11 protein-coding genes and 1 pseudogene are annotated in these 16,305 nt (G+C 74.8%); 3 read left to right on the plus strand and 9 right to left on the minus strand.

Going from position 1 to position 16,305, the window contains the following annotated elements; all coding sequences use genetic code 11:
- The first annotated feature begins 1 nt into the window (after nt 1).
- Nucleotides 2–1,321: a glycosyltransferase family 2 protein gene (locus tag IPO09_10950; protein MBK9517854.1), complete on the plus strand. Its 1,320-nt coding sequence runs from the start codon at nt 2–4 to the stop codon at nt 1,319–1,321.
- A 17-nt stretch (nt 1,322–1,338) separates the two neighbouring features.
- Here the strand turns inward: IPO09_10950 and IPO09_10955 are convergent, their stop codons facing one another.
- The 4 genes and pseudogenes from IPO09_10955 to aspS form a co-directional block, all read right to left on the minus strand.
- Entirely contained in the window at nt 1,339–2,655 is a 1,317-nt protein-coding gene (locus IPO09_10955) for an FAD-dependent oxidoreductase (protein ID MBK9517855.1), read from the minus strand.
- Nucleotides 2,652–4,284: pseudogene (locus IPO09_10960) on the minus strand (glycerol-3-phosphate dehydrogenase/oxidase). The gene IPO09_10955 and the pseudogene IPO09_10960 overlap by 4 nt, the downstream one beginning before the upstream one ends.
- A gap of 13 nt (nt 4,285–4,297) precedes the next feature.
- Nucleotides 4,298–6,274: a methyltransferase domain-containing protein gene (locus IPO09_10965; protein ID MBK9517856.1), complete on the minus strand. Its 1,977-nt coding sequence runs from the start codon at nt 6,272–6,274 to the stop codon at nt 4,298–4,300.
- Between the two features lie 19 nt (nt 6,275–6,293).
- Nucleotides 6,294–8,108 (minus strand): aspartate--tRNA ligase, encoded by a 1,815-nt coding sequence (gene aspS, locus IPO09_10970; GenBank protein ID MBK9517857.1) that lies wholly within the window; start codon nt 8,106–8,108, stop codon nt 6,294–6,296.
- A 288-nt stretch (nt 8,109–8,396) separates the two neighbouring features.
- On the opposite strand from aspS, the gene IPO09_10975 reads away from it, so the two are divergent.
- Nucleotides 8,397–8,672, plus strand: coding sequence for a YHS domain protein (locus IPO09_10975; protein MBK9517858.1), 276 nt, complete (start codon nt 8,397–8,399; stop codon nt 8,670–8,672).
- 53 nt (nt 8,673–8,725) lie between these two features.
- On the opposite strand, the gene recJ is transcribed toward IPO09_10975, so the two are convergent.
- Complete coding sequence (gene recJ, locus IPO09_10980; protein ID MBK9517859.1) at nt 8,726–10,420, minus strand: single-stranded-DNA-specific exonuclease RecJ; 1,695 nt, start codon at nt 10,418–10,420, stop codon at nt 8,726–8,728.
- A gap of 111 nt (nt 10,421–10,531) precedes the next feature.
- Here recJ and IPO09_10985 point away from each other — a divergent pair, with 111 nt between their 5' ends.
- Nucleotides 10,532–11,524, plus strand: a complete 993-nt coding sequence (locus IPO09_10985) for a hypothetical protein (protein ID MBK9517860.1) — start codon at nt 10,532–10,534, stop codon at nt 11,522–11,524.
- A gap of 98 nt (nt 11,525–11,622) precedes the next feature.
- Here IPO09_10985 and secF read toward each other — a convergent pair whose 3' ends face one another.
- From secF to tgt, 4 genes are all read right to left on the minus strand, one after another.
- Entirely contained in the window at nt 11,623–12,804 is a 1,182-nt protein-coding gene (gene secF / locus IPO09_10990; protein MBK9517861.1) for a protein translocase subunit SecF, read from the minus strand.
- Nucleotides 12,805–12,810: 6 nt separating this feature from the next.
- Nucleotides 12,811–14,643 (minus strand): protein translocase subunit SecD, encoded by a 1,833-nt coding sequence (secD, locus tag IPO09_10995; protein MBK9517862.1) that lies wholly within the window; start codon nt 14,641–14,643, stop codon nt 12,811–12,813.
- Complete coding sequence (gene yajC, locus IPO09_11000; GenBank protein MBK9517863.1) at nt 14,644–14,994, minus strand: preprotein translocase subunit YajC; 351 nt, start codon at nt 14,992–14,994, stop codon at nt 14,644–14,646. It abuts the gene before it with no gap.
- 118 nt (nt 14,995–15,112) lie between these two features.
- A complete protein-coding gene (tgt, locus tag IPO09_11005) occupies nt 15,113–16,300 on the minus strand; it encodes a tRNA guanosine(34) transglycosylase Tgt (protein ID MBK9517864.1) in 1,188 nt (395 codons plus the stop codon).
- Between the last annotated feature and the right edge of the window lie 5 nt (nt 16,301–16,305).

The raw sequence follows: 16,305 nt of genomic DNA on the forward strand, positions 1-16,305 counted from the left end.
GATGGCCTCGACCGGTGTTGCAGGGGAGCCCCTCGTCTCCATCGTCATCCCGGCCTGGAACAAGTGGGACTTCACCTTCCGCTGCCTGGTCTCGCTGCTCGAGCAGACCCGCGGCGTGCCGTACGAGACCATCGTGGTGGACAACGGCTCCACCGACGAGACGGCGGTGGCCCTGCCGCTGCTGCCCGGGATCCGGGTGCAGCGCAACGACCAGAACCTGGGGTTCTCGCGGGCCTGCAACCAGGGCGCGGCCCTGGCCCGCGGCCGCTACCTGCTCTTCCTCAACAACGACACCGAGGCGCGGCCCGGCTGGCTGCCGCCCCTGGTGGCGCCGCTGGAGCGCGACCCCGGCATCGCGGTGGCGGGGGCCAAGCTGCTCTTCCCCGACGGCACGCTGCAGCACGCCGGCGTCGGGGTGGCCTACGCCGACCCGCTCCCGGTCTTCCCGTTCCACCTCGACTACCGCAAGCCGGCCGGCGCCAGCACCCGGCCGCTCGAGCTGTCGGCGGTGACCGCCGCCTGCCTGCTGATCCGGGCCGAGGTCTTCCGCGAGCTGGGCGGCTTCGACGAGGCCTTCCTGAACGGCTACGAGGACATGGACCTGTGCTTCAAGGTCCGCGAGTCCGGGCGGCGCGTGGTCTACGTGCCGGAGAGCGTGCTCGTCCACCACGAGTCGGTGAGCGACGGCCGCTTCCTCAAGGCCAGGGAGAACGAGGACCTGCTGCAGCGCCGCTGGATGGGGCGCTTCACCGCCTTCGACGTGGACCGCCGCCGGGGGCCGCCCCCGCCGCCGCCCGCGGCCGGGCGCCCGCCCCTCTCGGTGGTGGTGCCGACGCTGGACGCGCTGCGCACCATCGCGCCGTGCCTGGAGGACCTGGCCGCCAACCTCGGGCCGGCCGACGAGCTCCTGGTGGCCGACGCCGGCTCGACCGACTGCACGCTGCAGTTCGTCCGGCGCTTCGCCGCCGAGCACCCCGGCCTGGTGCGGGTGGTGGAGGGGCCTTTGGGCCTGCCGGCGGCGGCCCGGGCCGGCCTGGCCGCGGCCTCGCGGGGGGTGGCGCTGCTGGTCCACCCGGCCCTGCGCTCGCCGCTCGGCTTCGCCGACAAGCTGGCCTCGGCCCTGGCGCGCCTCGGGGCCGGCGCCCTGATCGCCATCCCCGTGCCGGGCGTCGGCTTCTGCGCCGCGGGCGGGCTGGCGGCGCTGCGCGCCCTGGGCGGCGCCGCGCCGGAGGTGCTCTTCCAGGACGCCGCCCCGGCCCTGGAGGCGGCCGCGCGGCGGAGCGGCGCCGGCCGGCTGGTGATCACGGCCCCGGCGGCCTGACGGCGCAGAGGGGCCTCTCAGGCGCCCGGCTGGCCGGCCGCCCCGCGCCCGGCCAGGTAGCCCGACAGGATGGCCACCCCGAGCCCGGTGCCGTCGGCCGCGTGCTCGTGGCCGCCGATGAGGGCGCCGGCGGCGAAGAGCCGGAAGTGGACCGGCAGGCCGTCCTCGCCGAGCGGCCGGCAGGAGGGGTCCACCATCAGGCCGGCCGCCAGCAGCGGCTGCGCCGAGAGCCGCTGCCGCACCGTCAGCGAGGCGGCCGGGCGGGTGGCCAGCCGGACGCCGGAGGCGCCCGACTCCGAGGCCAGCACCGGCAGGGCCAGCAGCGGCTCGCGCAGGGCGCCGCCGCGCACCAGCCCGCCGCCGAGGAACCGCCCGGTGGCCAGCACCCAGGCCGGCGCGGTGATCTCGAGGTCGGCGCCGGCCTCCCGCGCGGTGGTGACCGCCGCCGCCCGCCCCGGCCTGCCCCCGGGCGCGAGCTCGCCGTGCACCACCTCCACGCCGGCCTCGCGCAGCCGCGCCAGCAGGGCCGCGTCGAGCCGCAGGCCCGGCACGCTGGGCGGATCCGACATCACCTCGGCCACGGGCAGGCCGGCCGCCGCCGCCACCCGCTGCGCCACCCGCGCCGCCGGGTCGAGCCCCAGCACCGGCGGCAGCAGCGCCACCGCGGCCCTCGGCGGCAGCGCCAGGCGCAGCGCCGCGCCGAGCGCCTCGGCCGCCCCCGGCGCCTCCAGGGCCCGGGCCAGCTCGACCGGCCGCGCCTGGGCCAGCGCCGGCCCCACCGGCCAGGCCACCTCCACCGCCAGCGCCGCCGGGCCCCCCACCGCGGTGCGCGCCGCCACCCCGGCGGCCACCAGCCCGGCGTCGAAGCCGAGGTGCCCGCCGAAGCCGGCCACCACCAGGAGCCCGCGCACCCGCCTGAGGTCGCCCGCGGCCTGGGTGCGCTGGCAGAGCGCCGCCTCGGCCACCGCCCCGGAGACGTGGGCCAGGAAGCGCGGCCGCCCGTCGGCAGGCTCGAGGACCGCCGACAGCTCGGCCCCCGCGAACCCCAGCGCCTCCTCCAGCGCCGCCACCCCGAGCCGGGCGTAGGGGTGCTCGGGGCGCCGCTCCGCCAGCCGCCGCGCCGACTCGAGGGGCGAGCGGCGGTCGAGCAGCAGGTCGGACGGCAAGGCGTCCAGGTCCGGCGCCACCCCGATGGCCCCGCCGGAGAGCGCGCTGGCCCCGGGGGCGCGCCGCACCAGGATCACCGTGGCGCCGGCGGCGCGCGCCGCCAGCGCCGCCACGGCGCCGGCCAGGCCGCCGCCCACCACCAGCACCTGCGCGGAGAGCGCCCTCACCGGCCCACCCCCCAGTGGGCGCCGCGCAGGAGCTCCTCCTGCTGGAGCTGGGCGCCGTCCAGCACCACCCGCCGCTCCCGCCACCCCACCTCCAGCAGGTCGGCCAGCTCGGCGCGCACCTGCCCGGGCGACCAGCCCAGCTCGCGCCCGGCCAGCTGCGCCGCCAGGCGGGCGCAGTCCAGGCCGCCGCAGCCGCAGACCGCCAGCTTGCAGCGCGAGCGCAGGTCGCGCAGCCGCCGCACCAGCTCGTGGCGCAGGCAGTGGACCACCTCGGCCGCCAGCAGGCCGGCGTCCCGGCACACCACCAGCCGCAGCCGCGGGTCCTCGTCGCACAGCCGGAGCACGGCCTCGGCCCGCGCGCCGTGGCGGTAGGCCACCCTCGCCACCACCGGGGCGGCCACCTGGTGGCGCGCCGCCAGCGCCGCCACGTCGGGCACGGCCTCGCCGCCCGGCAGCGCCACCTGGTGGGTGCGGCACGGCACCGGGGGGTTGGCCCAGCAGCGCCAGGATCCGGTCGGTGGCCTCCTCGGCCTGCACCCGGTAGGAGGCCAGCTTGCCCCCCACCAGCGAGAGCAGCCCGGCGGCCCCCTCGGCGGCGTGGTCGCACAGCTCGTGCTCGCGCGACAGGGCGTCCTCGTTCGGCCCCCAGGCGTGCAGGGTGGTGCGCAGGCCGCACCAGGCCCGCGTCACCCGGGCCTGCCGCACCGCCGGCAGCAGCGAGGCGGCGCCGGCCAGGAGGTACTCGACCTCGTCGTGGGTCACCTCCAGGTCGTCCGGGTCGCCGTGGAAGTCGTCGTCGGTGGTGCCGATCCAGGTCTCGTCCTCGTGCGGATAGGCGAACATCTGCCGCCCGTCGATGGCGGCGCAGATCACCGCGAAGTCCGACAGCCGCCGGTCGAGCGTGAGGTGGACCCCCTTGCCCGGCCGCATCCGCACCGTGGCGCCGCTGCGGGCCGCCAGCCCCGGCGACCAGGCGCCGGTGGCGTTGAAGACCACCGGGGCCCGGGCCACGCCGGTCTCGCCGGTCAGGGCGTCGAGCCAGCGCACCCCGGAGACCCGCCCCCCCTCGCGCAGCACCTCGCGCGCCTCGGTCCAGGTGCGCACCTCGGCGCCGTGCTCGCGGGCCGCCAGGGCGTTCACCACGCAGAGCCGGTGCCCGTCGATGCCCCACTCGTCGAAGGTGACGGCCCCGTGCAGCCCCGGGCGCAGCCCCGGCTCGAGCGCGTAGAGCTCGGCGGCCGTGAGCCGCGCCGAGGGCTGGCCGCGCTTGAGCGGCTGGAACTTGTCGTAGGCGCCGAAGAAGGCCTCGGTGGCGTAGTGGACCGCCCGCTCCCAGGGGCCCGGCGCGGCGCCCCTGGAGGTGAAGGGCAGCAGGAACGGCACGCGGAAGAGCAGGTGCGGCGCGATGCGCTGGATGAAGCCGGAGTCGGTGGCGGCCAGCCGGGTGACCGCCGGGTCGGACAGCATGTAGCGCGGCCCGCCGTGGATCATCCCGGAGCTGGCGCCCGACGCGCCGCTGGCCAGGTCGCCCTTCTCCAGCAGCAGCACCCGCAGCCCGCGCTGGGCGCAGTCGCGGGCCGTGCCGAGCCCGTTGACGCCGCCGCCGAGGATGATGACGTCGTAGGTCACGGGGCCCCTCGGGTCAGGCGCCGCGCTGCACGTCCACGCCCACCAGCCGCGCCAGCGCCAGCAGCGCAGGCTGGGGCCCGGTCATGATCCAGGTCCCGGCCCCGGCCAGCAGGCGCGTCCAGCCGGCGTCGTCCACCGGCGCCTCGGTGAGCAGCAGGTCCACCTCGACGCCCTCGACGGCCCGCACCAGCGCCTCCGGCGGCGGGGACAGGAGCCCCGGCGGCAGCGCCACCCCCAGGGTCACGCCGGCGTTGCCGGAGAGGCCGGCGGCCAGGCCGGCCACCGCCTCCAGCCAGGCGTCCTCGGGGTTGTCGAGGTCCGGGGTGACCAGCACCTTCACGGCGCGCGAGCCGCGCCAGGGGTCGGGCAGGGCGGCGGCGGCCTGGCCGAGGGGCTCGGCGGGCCGGGCCGTCAGCACCGCCCGCACCAGGGTCAGCCCGTCGGCCACCTTGGCCGCCTCGGCGCCCAGCGCCTCGCAGAGCTTCCGCAGCACCTCGGCGGCCTCCCCCGGGGCGGAGCGCACCACCGTGACGTCGTCGTCCACCAGGAACCCGGCGGCCAGCACGGTCTCCAGCGCGGTGCCGATGGAGCGCGGGCTGCGGCCGGCGCTGGCCGGCCAGCGCCCCTCCCCGAGCAGCGCCAGCAGCGCGGCCTCGTGCGAGCCGTTGTGGGCCGCCGCCACCAGCCGCCCGCCGTCGGAGAGCCAGCGGCGCAGGTGCTGCAGGGTGGGCCCGGGCGCCAGCAGGCTGGAGAGGTCCTCCACCAGCAGGACGTCGAAGTAGCCGTCGGCGTAGGGCAGCTCGGGGGCGGCGTCGGGCGAGACCCGGTAGGTGGCGGTCAGGCGGGACCGGGTCAGGCCGCGGGCGCAGGCGTCGAGGCCCACCACCTCCAGGGCCCCGGCGGCCAGCAGGCCGGCGCCGAGCTCGCCGTCGCCGCAGTTGAGGGCCAGGATCCGCTTGCCGGCCGGCGCGGCCATGGCCACCACGTCCTCGAGCGAGAGCGGCGGCGTGGCGGGCGAGGTGGCGGTGGACATGGGGGGGCTCCTCTGGTCGGCGGATGGCTCGCGGTGCGGCGGCGAGGGGGCGGTGGAGGGCGCGGCGGGCGGCGGCGGGGGCGCCGGGCGGGCCGGGGTGGAGGCGGCGGGCCGGACGGGCGGCGTGCCGCCCACCAGCGGCGCCAGGATGGCCGCGGCGTCGCGGCGCGACATGAGCTCGAACCCCAGGGCGGCGCGCCGGGCCCGCTCGGCCGGGTCCTGCACCAGCCGCCGGCAGGTCTCCACCAGCCCCTGGTACGGCGCGAAGGCCACCGCCGCCTCGAGCTCGCGCTCCTCGGCCGGGTCGGCGCCGCGCTCCGAGACCACGCAGCGCCGATTGGCCAGCAGGTAGGAGACCCGCACCACCTCGAAGACCTTGGCCTCGAAGTAGTGGACGTTGAGCACCACCTTGGCGCGGGCGATGAGCCGGTCGCGCGCCTCGCCGTACACCCCGAAGACCGCCTCCACCCGCAGCCCGGCGGCGCGCAGGGCGTCGAGCACGGCCAGGCGGCGCGGGTTGACCGAGCCGTAGAAGAGGACGTCCAGGTCCTCCAGGGGCGCCGGCGGGATGCGGGTCAGCTCGGGCACCCAGCCGATGGGCACCACCCGGGGGCGGTCCAGGCCGAGCTCGGCGTAGCGGGCGGCGTTGCGCTCGCTGTAGTCCCACACCGGGTGGCGCCGGAAGAGCGCCAGGAGCTGGGGCGTCAGCCAGGGCGAGCCCGGCTCGATCTGCTCCAGGTTGTAGAGGATGGCGTCCGGCGCCAGCCGCAGCGGGTGGCCGGGCAGCAGGTTGGAGCCGAGGACGATGGCGGTGCGCCCGGCCGGGGCGTCGGGCCCCAGCACCACGTCGTGCCCCAGCGCCGCCAGGGCGTGGAGGAGCGTCTCCCCCACCTCCTGGAAGGCGGCCGCGTGGAGGTATCCCGGCGGCTGGACGACGGTGACGGCGTAGCGCGCCATGGTCCCCCGCCAGGGCCCGCTACGTGCTCGGCTCCACCGTGCTCTTCACGTACAGGTCGCGCAGCTGCTTGGGGTCGACGTCGCCGGGGGCGCCGGTCATGAGGTCGGTGCCCTTCTGCGACTTGGGCCAGGCCACCACGTCGCGCAGCGACTCGGCGCCGGTCAGCAGCATGACCAGGCGGTCCATGCCGAGGGCGATGCCGCCGTGCGGCGGGGCGCCCATCTTGAGCGCGTCGAGCAGGAAGCCGAACTTGCTCCGGGCGTCCTCGTCGGAGATGCCCATGGCCTTGAAGACCCGCGCCTGCACGGCCGGGTCGTGCAGGCGGATGGAGCCGCCGCCGATCTCGAAGCCGTTGAGCACGCAGTCGTAGCGGTAGCAGTCCACCTTGCCCGGGTCGGTCTCGAGGTACTGGAGACACTCGTCGTGCGGCCGGGTGAAGGCGTGGTGGGCCGCGGCCCACTGGCCGCTCTCCTCGTCGAACTCGAAGAGCGGGGGGTTGATGACCCAGAGGAAGCGCCAGCTCCCGCCCGAGCCGTACTCGGGGATCAGGCCCATGCGCTTGCCGAGGTGCAGCCGCAGGTTGGCCATGACGGTCTGGACCACCGACTCCTTGCCGAACTGGAAGAGCAGCAGGTCGCCCGGGGCCGCGCCGCAGGCGGCGTTGATGGCCTGGCGCAGCTCGGCGGTGATGGTCTTGGCGAAGGGTGACTGGGTCCACTCCCCGCCCTCGCCCACCTTGGCGCGGGCCAGCCCCTTCGAGCCCATGCCCTTGACGTACTCCTCCAGCTTGTCGATCTCGGTGCGCGAGAGGTTGGCGGAGGCCGGCACCTTCATGCCCTTGACGAGGCCCTTGGCCTCGACCGCCTCCTTGAGCAGCGGCACGCCGCCGCCGTCGTGCTGCCGCACCAGGTCGGTGAGCACCACGTGCTCCATGCCGAAGCGCAGGTCGGGCTTGTCGTTGCCGTACCGGTCCATCGACTCGTAGAAGGGCATGCGCTGGAACGGGCGCGGGATCTCGACCCCCAGCACCTCCTTCCAGAGCTTCACGATCAGCCCCTCGATGGCGTCGAAGATGTCGTCCTGGACCACGAAGGACATCTCCACGTCGATCTGGGTGAACTCGGGCTGGCGGTCGAGGCGCAGGTCCTCGTCGCGGAAGCAGCGCACGATCTGGAAGTACTTGTCGAAGCCCGCGATCATGTAGAGCTGCTTGAAGAGCTGCGGGCTCTCGGCCAGCGCGTAGAACTTGCCGGGGTTGAGGCGGCTGGGCACCAGGAAGTTGCGGGCGCCGCCCGGCGTGTACTTCACCATGAACGGGGTCTCGAGCTCGAGGAACCCCTTGTCGGTGAAGTAGTTGCGGGTCAGGTGGTTGACCCGGGCGCGGGTCATCAGGGAGCGCTGCAGCGGGGCCCGCCGCAGGTCCAGGAAGCGGTACTGCAGGCGCTTCTCCTCCGCGGTGTCGAGCTTCTCCTCGATCTGGAAGGGGGTCGGCTCGCTGCGGTTGAAGATCTCCAGCTCGAAGGCGTGGACCTCGATCTCGCCGGTCCTGAGCTTGGAGTTGACGTTGCCGCCGCGCGAGACCACCTTGCCGCGCACGCCCACGCAGTACTCCAGGCGCAGCTGGCCGGCCAGGTCGTGCACCTCGGGCCGCACGTCCTCCTCGAAGACCACCTGCGTCACGCCCTCGCGGTCGCGCAGGTCGATGAAGACCGCGCCGCCGTGGTCCCGCCGGTTGTTGACCCAGCCGAAGAGGATGACCTCCTGCCCCTCCTCCGCCTTGGTCAGCTGTCCACAGCTGTGGGTCCGCTTGAGCTCGGTGATGAAGCGCGCCACGTCTGGCCTCCAGAAGGTCCTGCGCAGGTGAAGACGGGCAGCTAACACCGCGAAAGGACGGAGGTCAAGGACGTGCGACGGGCGCGGCGCGGCGACGCTGCCCGCGGCCGCCGGGAGTGTTCGGGCTGCATTCCTGACCGTTCGCCGCCCGGTAAAGAACGCCACCCGGCCACCCCTCCTCGGGCCTAACCATCCGGGATCACGGGGTCAGGCCACCTGGCCCGGTGTGTGCTTTCCCTCCAGGCATGGAGCAGGCGCGCCGTCCCAAGGCGCTGCAGAGGAGCACCCGTGACGATTCGAGTCGGTCTGGAGCGCGAGGACTTCGGCGTGGAGCCTGGCGAGGCGCGCGACGGCGTGGCGGTCGACCCGGTCTGCGGGCAGCTGGTCCAGGCCTCGGGCGCCGCCACCCAGGCGGTCTGGCACCACGGCCGCACCTGGCACTTCTGCGGCCTCGCCTGCCAGGAGGAGTTCGTCCGGATGGCCGAGCGGATCCGGGTGGTGGAGCTGGCCCGGCGCGGCGGCCTCTTCACCCCGCTGCAGCGGGTCCGCTGGGGCGTGGCCTGAACGGCCGTGAGGCCATCCCCTCCCGTCGCCGCACCGGCCGCTGAGCGGGCCCGCTACCCCGCCGCCCGCACGTCCCGCACCTTGAGCTGCAGCCGCCTCAGGCCGTTCCAGTCGTCGAAGCCGAAGGTGAAGGCCACCTCCACCGGCCCGCGGCAGAGCGCGGCGTGGCCGCCCAGCCCGAAGCCGATGGCGTCCAGCCCCTTCCCCACGGTCAGCTTGAGGTGCTGCTGCTCGGCCCCCACGGTGCGGGCCTGGCTGGCGTCGGCGCGCAGGGCGAAGACCGGCTCGGGGTGGCCGGCGCCGTAGGGGCCGAGCTTCTCCAGGTCCTCGGCGGCCCGGGCGGTCAGGTCGCCGGCCTGCACCCACCCGTCGATGCGGCAGCGCGGCGTGAGCTGCTCCTCGGTGAGGGCCGCGCCGGCGTGCGCCTCGAAGGCCTCGCGGAAGGCGGCCACCCGCGCCGGCTCGATGGTGACGCCGGCGGCGTGCCGGTGGCCGCCGAAGCGGGCCAGGTGCCCCTGGCAGGTGGCCAGCGCGTCGTAGAGGTGGAACCCCTCGATGGAGCGCCCGCTGCCCTTGCCCACCCCCTCGGCCACCCCGATCAGGACCGCCGGCCGGTGGAAGCGCTCGGCCACCCGCGCCGCCACGATGCCCACCACGCCCGGGTGCCAGCCGGGGCGGGACAGCACCAGCCCGCGGGCGCCCCGCGCCACCGCCGCGGCGGCGTCCAGCAGGGCCTCCTCGAGCATGGTCCGCTCGATCTCCTGCCGGGCCTGGTTCTCGCGGTCCAGCTCCTCGGCCAGCGCCCGCCCGGTGGCCTGGTCGGCGTCGAGCAGCAGGCGCACCCCGCGGCCGGCGTCGTCGAGCCGGCCGGCCGCGTTGATGCGCGGCCCGAGCCGGAAGCCCACCTGCCCGGCCGTCACCGGCGCGCCGTCCACCAGGCCGGCCACCCGCTTCAGGGCCGCCAGGCCGGGGCGCCGGGTGCGGGCGATCTGCTCCAGGCCCCAGCGGACCAGGACCCGGTTGGCGCCGGTGAGCGGCACCACGTCGGCCACCGTGCCGAGCGCCACCAGGTCGAGGGCGTCCTTCAGGTTGGGCTCGGGGCGGGTGGCGCCGAAGCGCCCCTGCTCGCGCAGGCGCCGGCGCAGCGCCATCACCAGCGCGAAGGTGACCCCCACCGCCGCCAGCTCCTTGGAGGGGTAGGCGCAGCCCGGCTGGTGCGGGTTCAGGATGGCGGCCGCCGCCGGCAGCTCCACCGGCACGGTGTGGTGGTCCACCACCACCGTGTCGAGCCCCAGCGCCGCGGCGGCGCGCACCTCCTCCACCGAGGTGATGCCGCAGTCCAGGCTGACCACCAGCTGGACCCCGGCGGCCGCCAGCTTCTCCACCGCCCCGGTGTTGAGCCCGTAGCCCTCCACCAGCCGGTGGGGCGTGTAGGTGACCACGTCGGCCCCGGCGGCGCGCAGGAACCCGGCCAGCAGCACCGTGGAGGTGACGCCGTCCACGTCGTAGTCGCCGTAGCAGGCGATGCGCTCCCCGGCCGCCACCGCGCGGGCCAGGCGCGCCACCGCCCCTTCCATCCCCTTCATGCTGAACGGGTCGGGCAGGTCGGCCAGGCTGGCGGCCAGGAAGCTGGTGGCGGCGGCTGGCTCGGCATGCCCGCGGGCCGCCAGCACCCGGGCCGCCAGGGGGTGCAGCCCCAGCGCGCGCCCCAGGGCCAGGGCCCCCTCGCCGGCGGGGGGCCCTTCGATCCAGCGCTTGACCACCGGTTGGTTCACGAGGGGGGCGGATAGCAGCCGGGTCTGACAGGGTGCCACCCCGCGCTTTACGGCTGGCGGTCCGCCACCTACAGTCAACCACCCATGCCGACCCGCCTCCCTCGCCGCCCCTCGCGCCGCCTGGCGCGGGCCACCCGCCCCGCCGCCCTGCCCTGCCTGGCCGCCCTGGCCGCCCTCTCCTCGCTGGCCGGCTGCGCCGGCGGCCAGCGCGGCGACAGCGCCGTGGTCCCCCCTCCCGCCGACCCGGTCGTGGCGCTGGCCGGCTGCCGCTCGGCCCAGGTGGAGCGGGTCCGCTGGCGGGTCGAGTGCGGCGGCCTGGTGGCGGAGGTGGTCGACCCCTACGGCGAGACCGACGCGGCCCTCCGGACCACCGGCCAGGCCGAGGTGGCGCTCACCACGGGCGGGCAGCCCACCGCCGAGGTGGTGACGCTGCCGCTGGCCGGGGCGCGGCGGTCGGTCACCCGCCTGGGCCTGGCCTCGCGGGCCAGCCCGGCCCGCAGCCGCGGCACCGGCCTGGTGGTCACCGTCCCCTTCGGCGAGGGGCGGACCCGGCTGGTCTGGTGCGCCGCCCAGGCCGGGGTGGCGCCGGCCCGCTGCGAGCTCGTGGCCGACGCCACGGGGGCGCTGCCGTGGCGGGCCGGTCCGCCCCGGGCCGCGCCGCTGGCGCCGCTCCTGGCGGGCCGGCCTGTGCTGGTGCCGGCGGGGTGCGAGGTGGCCGCCCACCCGCAGGGGGGCGACGTCTCCTGCTCCGCCTCCGACGGCTGGCGCTGGCGCCGGGTCGGCCTGCCCAAGGAGATCGCCCCCTCCGACCTGGAGTACGCCGACAGCGCCGCGGAGGCGGTCGGCCAGGCGCCGCCGCCGCTGGAGCCGGTGCCGGCGCCGCCGGCCGACGGGCGGCCCTGCCTGGTGGATGGGGTGGCCACCCGCTGCGGCGTGGCCGAGGCCTGGGGCGGCGCCATGGTCACCGTCTCCACCGTGGCCACGGTGCGCGGCCAGCCGCTGGAGCTGACCTGCAGCTTCTTCGGCTCGCCCGACGACCTGCCGCTGGTCTGCGACGGGCTGGAGTGGGCGCCCTGAGGGGCCGTGGCGGGCTCTCCTCCCGACCCCTCTACGCGGCGCGGCCCCATCACCGCCACGGGTGAGGGGGCCGCGGTCCGCCGCGGGTGGCGGCCCGGCTACTTGGTGGCCACCGCGGGCTGCTGCGGCCCGGCCTTCCGCTTGGCGGCCCGCTCCTCCAGCCAGATGGTCATCGGCGCGGCGATGAACCAGGTGGAGTAGGTGCCGGAGACGATGCCGATCAGCATGGCGAAGGCGAAGTCGAAGATGGTGCCGACGCCGAAGACGAGCAGGCCCACCAGCGACAGGGCGGTGGCGAACGAGGTCAGGAAGGTCCGGCCCAGGGTCTCGTTGATGGCCAGGTTGACCATGTCGCCGAGCGACTTGCCCTTGTACTTGGTCTGGTTCTCGCGGATGCGGTCGTAGACCACCACGGTGTCGTTCACCGAGTAGCCCACCACCGTGAGGATCACCGCGATGGAGGTCAGGTTGAACTCGCGGCCGGTGAAGGCGAAGTAGCCCAGGGTGACGATGGCGTCGTGGACGATGGCGATGATGACGCCCGGGCTGAAGCGGAAGTCGAAGCGCAGGCCGATGTACACCACGATCAGGGCCATGGCGTAGAGGATGGCCTTGAACCCCTGGTTGCGCAGCTCGCGCCCCACCGCCGGGCCGACGAACTCGACGCGCCGCACCTCGGGCGTGGCGGTGGCGAAGCGGGCGTTGAGATCGTGCTCCACCTTCTCGCGGATGCCCTGGGTGATGACCGCGTAGGACTTGGTGCCGGCGGTCAGGCCGGCCTCCTCGCGGACCTCGCGCACCTTGATGCCGGCGCCCTCCACGGCCGCCTGCAGGTCGGCCACCGCCACCGGACCGGTGAACTGGAAGTCGATCTTGTCGCCGATCTCGGCGTTGAAGGAGGTGGAGGCCACCGGCAGCTTGGCCTTGACCGCCTCCTCGACCCGCTTGACGTCGGCCTCGCCCATCAGGGCGATGCGGCCGACGCGGATCAGGAAGGTGTTCTCGGACTCGGCGCCGTAGACCTGCACCGAGGCGTCCTTGAAGCCCAGCTCCTCGATGCTCTTGCGGATGGCGCCGGGGTCGAGGGCCTCGCCGAACTTGACCTCCATCTCGGTGCCGCCGGCGAAGTCCACGCCGAAGTTCAGGCCGTGGATGGCCGGCAGCGCCCAGAGGATGACGGTCAGGTTGACGATGAGGGACAGCACCACCGCGATGCGGCGCTTGCCGACGAAGTCGAAGGTGGTGCCGTGCGGCAGGATGTCGAAGGTCTTGAATTGCATGGCCGCCTACACGGAGAGACGCGCCGACTCGTGGCGCGTGAGGTATTCCATGATGACGCGGGTCACCACGATGGACGTGAACATCGAGGCGATGAGGCCGATGGCCAGCGCCACCGCGAACCCGCGCACCGGGCCCGAGCCGTACTGCATGAGGACCACCGCGGCCACCAGGGTGGTGACGTGGGAGTCGACGATGGTCCAGAAGACCTTGTCGTAGCCCGCCTGCACCGACTGCTTGACGGTGCGGCCGGCGCGCATCTCCTCGCGGATGCGCTCGTTGATGAGCACGTTGGCGTCCACCGCGATGCCCAGGGTGAGCACGAAGCCGGCGATGCCGGGCAGCGTCAGGGTGGTGCCGATCATCGACATGACGGCCAGCACCAGCAGGCCGTTGAGCAGCAGGGCCACGTCGGCCACCAGGCCGGAGACCCGGTAGTAGAGGGCCATGAAGAGCAGCACCGCGGCCAGCCCGACCAGCGCCGCCAGGGTGCCCTTCTTGACCAGCTCGGGCCCGAGGGTGGCGCCCACGGTGCGCTCCTCGAAGATGGTGACCGGGGCCGGCAGCGCGCCCGCCTTGAGGACCAGCGCGATGGCGTTGGCCTCCTCGAAGAGCCGGTTGTAGTCGCTGCTGGAGCCCAGCGTGATCTGGCCGTTGGAGGAGATGGTGCCCTGGATGTAGGGGGCGGTCTCCACCTTGTCGTCCAGCACGGTGGCCATGCGCCGGCGCAGGTTGGTGGTGGTCAGCTTCTCCATGAGGCGCGCGCCGTCCGGCGACATGGTGAAGGTCACCACCGGCTTGCCCTGCCCGGGGCCGCTGTTGTCCACCGAGGCGCGGGCGTCGGCGATGTAGTCACCGGTCAGCTCGGTCTTGGCGCGGATCAGGTAGGTCCGGTAGTAGGTGTTGCGCACCAGGTCGGTGCTCACCTCGCCCTCGCCGATGCCGATGACGTTCTTGGCCGGGTCGATGAGGGGCGTCACGTGCTGGGCGATGGCCGCCTCGAGCTCGGGGCGCTTCTCGGCGGCCAGCAGCAGGGCCTGGCGCGACCCGCCGCTGGGCAGCTCGATGCCCTCCACCGTCCAGCAGCCGCCGGCCGGCAGGGGGAAGGTCAGCCCGGCGCGGGTGCTCTGGCAGGGGGGCAGCTTGGACTGGAGCTGGTCCAGCACCGCGTTCTCGTCGTCGCAGATCTTGAACTCGAGCTGCGCGGTGCGGCCCAGCAGGTCCTTGGCCTTCTCCGGATCCTTGAAGCCCGGCAGCTGGATCTGGATCTGGTTGTTGGCCTTGCGCTTGATGTCGGGCTCGCTGACGCCCCACTTGTCGACGCGGTTGCGGATGGTCTTCTCGGCCTGCTCGACGGCCTTGCCCTTGAACTCGCGCAGCACCTGGTCCTTGAAGGCGAACAGGACCTGGCCGGCGGGCGAGCCGCCCGGCGCGTAGAGCTCGGCGCCGTAGAAGTCCAGCGCCTCCTTCTCGACCTCGGCGGGCGCGGTGGTGGCCACCGCGATGCGCAGGCCGCTGGCGTCCGGCGCCGCGGCGGTGAAGGCCAGCCCCTTGGTCTTGAGGTGCTCGGCGATCTCGTCGGCGCGCCGCGCGATCTTGGCCTTGACGGCCCGATCGACGTCCACGCCCATGGCCAGGTGGATGCCGCCCTGCAGGTCCAGGCCCAGGTTGATGTGCTTGCGCGCGTCGGGCGCCCAGCCGGGCACCGAGGCGTCGTACACCTCGCCGAGCCGCTGGTCCGGCGGGAGCTTGAAGTAGTACCAGCTGGGGACCAGCTGCCAGATCGAGAAGAGGGCGACGGCGACCACCAGGCCGACGCGCCACGACCAGTTCCGTTCCATCTACTTCTTCTCCTGCTTGGCGGGTGAGGCCGGCAGCTTCTCCTGCCAGGCGCCCACCACGTTGCCCTTGAGGACGCGGACCTTGTTGCCGCCCCCCACGTCCAGGGTCACGGTCCGGTCCTCGACCAGGACCACCGTGCCGATGAGCCCGCCCTGCGTCACCACCTCGGTGCCCTTGGCGAGACCCGCCAGGAAGCCCTGGTGCTCCTTGGCCTGCTTCTGCTGGGGGCGGAAGAAGACGAAGTAGAACACCACCGCGATGAGGATGAACGGCAGGAACTGGACCAGCGGGTTGGGCGCCGGCTGCGCCTCCGCGGTCTGCGAGAGGAAAGCGTGGAGGACGGGAACCATGGCGACTCCGGTGAGGACGGGAAAAGGCCCCGGTTTCTAACAGCATTTTCGCGGCGGGGGCAATGGTTATCTCGGGAGCGCCGGGGGGGCCTCCCCGGCGTGCCGCGCCAGCCCTCGATCACCCGTCGAGGCCCGCCCTCCAGGCGGCGGTCCGCTCGGCCCGGAAGGCCTCGAAGCGCCCGGCCTCGATGGCGGCCCGGGCGTCCGCCATCAGCGCCAGGTAGTAGTGCACGTTGTGGATGGAGTTGAGCCTGAGGCCGGTCAGCTCGTCGGCCCGGAACAGGTGGCGCAGGTAGGCCCGGGTGTGGGTGCGGCAGGTGTGGCAGCCGCAGGCCTCGTCGAGGGGGCGCTGGTCCTCGGTGAAGCGGGCGTTCTTCACGTTGAGCCGCCCTTGGCTGGTGAAGAGCAGGCCGTTGCGGGCGGTGCGGGTGGGCAGGACGCAGTCGAACATGTCGATGCCGGCGGCGATGCCGGCCAGCAGGTCCTCCGGCGTCCCGACCCCCATCAGGTAGCGGGGCCGGTCGGCCGGCAGGAGCGGGGCGTCGCGCGCCACCCCCTCCCACATGGTGGCCGGCGTCTCGCCCACCGCGTAGCCGCCCAGGGCGTACCCGGGCAGGTCCAGGGCCGCCGCCTCCTCGATGGCCCTGGCCCGCAGGTCCGGGAAGAGGCCGCCCTGGGCGATGCCGAACAGGGCCGAGGGGGTGAGCCCGGCGTCGGCGCGGCGGCCCGAGCCCACCTGCCAGGCGTGGCGGCAGCGCACCAGCCAGCGCTGGGTGCGGGCCAGCGACTGCTCGTGGTAGGCGCGGTCGGCCAGCGAGGGCGGGCACTCGTCGAAGGCCATGATCACGTCGGCGCCCAGGGCCAGCTGGATGTCGGTGGCCCGCTCCGGCGAGAGGAACTGCTTCGAGCCGTCCAGGTGGGAGCGGAAGGTGACCCCCTCCTCGGCGATGGTCACCAGCCCCGGGCCGGGCCGCGGGGCGCCGCCGCCGGCCTTCTCGGCCCGCTCGCCCAGGCTGAAGACCTGGAAGCCGCCCGAGTCGGTGAGGGTCAGGCCGGTCCAGGCCATGAAGCGGTGCAGCCCGCCCAGCTTCTCGATGAGCTGGTGCCCGGGCCGGAGGAACAGGTGGTAGGTGTTCCCGAGCACGATGCGCGCGCCCATGGCCTCCAGGTCGCGCGGCTCCAGCGTCTTGACGCTGGCGGCGGTGCCCACCGGCATGAAGACCGGCGTCTCCACCGTGCCGCGCGCGGAGTGGAGCCGGCCGCGGCGCGCCGCGCCGTCGGTGGCCAGGAGCTGGTAGCGGATCACGCCCG

Origin of the sequence: Anaeromyxobacter sp., assembly GCA_016718565.1 — a bacterium.
In the GTDB taxonomy this organism is placed as follows: domain Bacteria; phylum Myxococcota; class Myxococcia; order Myxococcales; family Anaeromyxobacteraceae; genus JADKCZ01.

Excerpts from the sequence above, each read along its gene's own strand:
- IPO09_10950 (MBK9517854.1), top strand. The coding sequence starts at position 2 with ATGGCCTCGACCGGTGTTGCAGGGGAGCCCCTCGTCTCCATCGTCATC.
- IPO09_10965 (MBK9517856.1), bottom strand. The coding sequence starts at position 6,274 with ATGGCGCGCTACGCCGTCACCGTCGTCCAGCCGCCGGGATACCTCCAC.
- IPO09_10985 (MBK9517860.1), top strand. The coding sequence starts at position 10,532 with ATGCCGACCCGCCTCCCTCGCCGCCCCTCGCGCCGCCTGGCGCGGGCC.
- secF (MBK9517861.1), bottom strand. The coding sequence starts at position 12,804 with ATGCAATTCAAGACCTTCGACATCCTGCCGCACGGCACCACCTTCGAC.
- secD (MBK9517862.1), bottom strand. The coding sequence starts at position 14,643 with ATGGAACGGAACTGGTCGTGGCGCGTCGGCCTGGTGGTCGCCGTCGCC.
- yajC (MBK9517863.1), bottom strand. The coding sequence starts at position 14,994 with ATGGTTCCCGTCCTCCACGCTTTCCTCTCGCAGACCGCGGAGGCGCAG.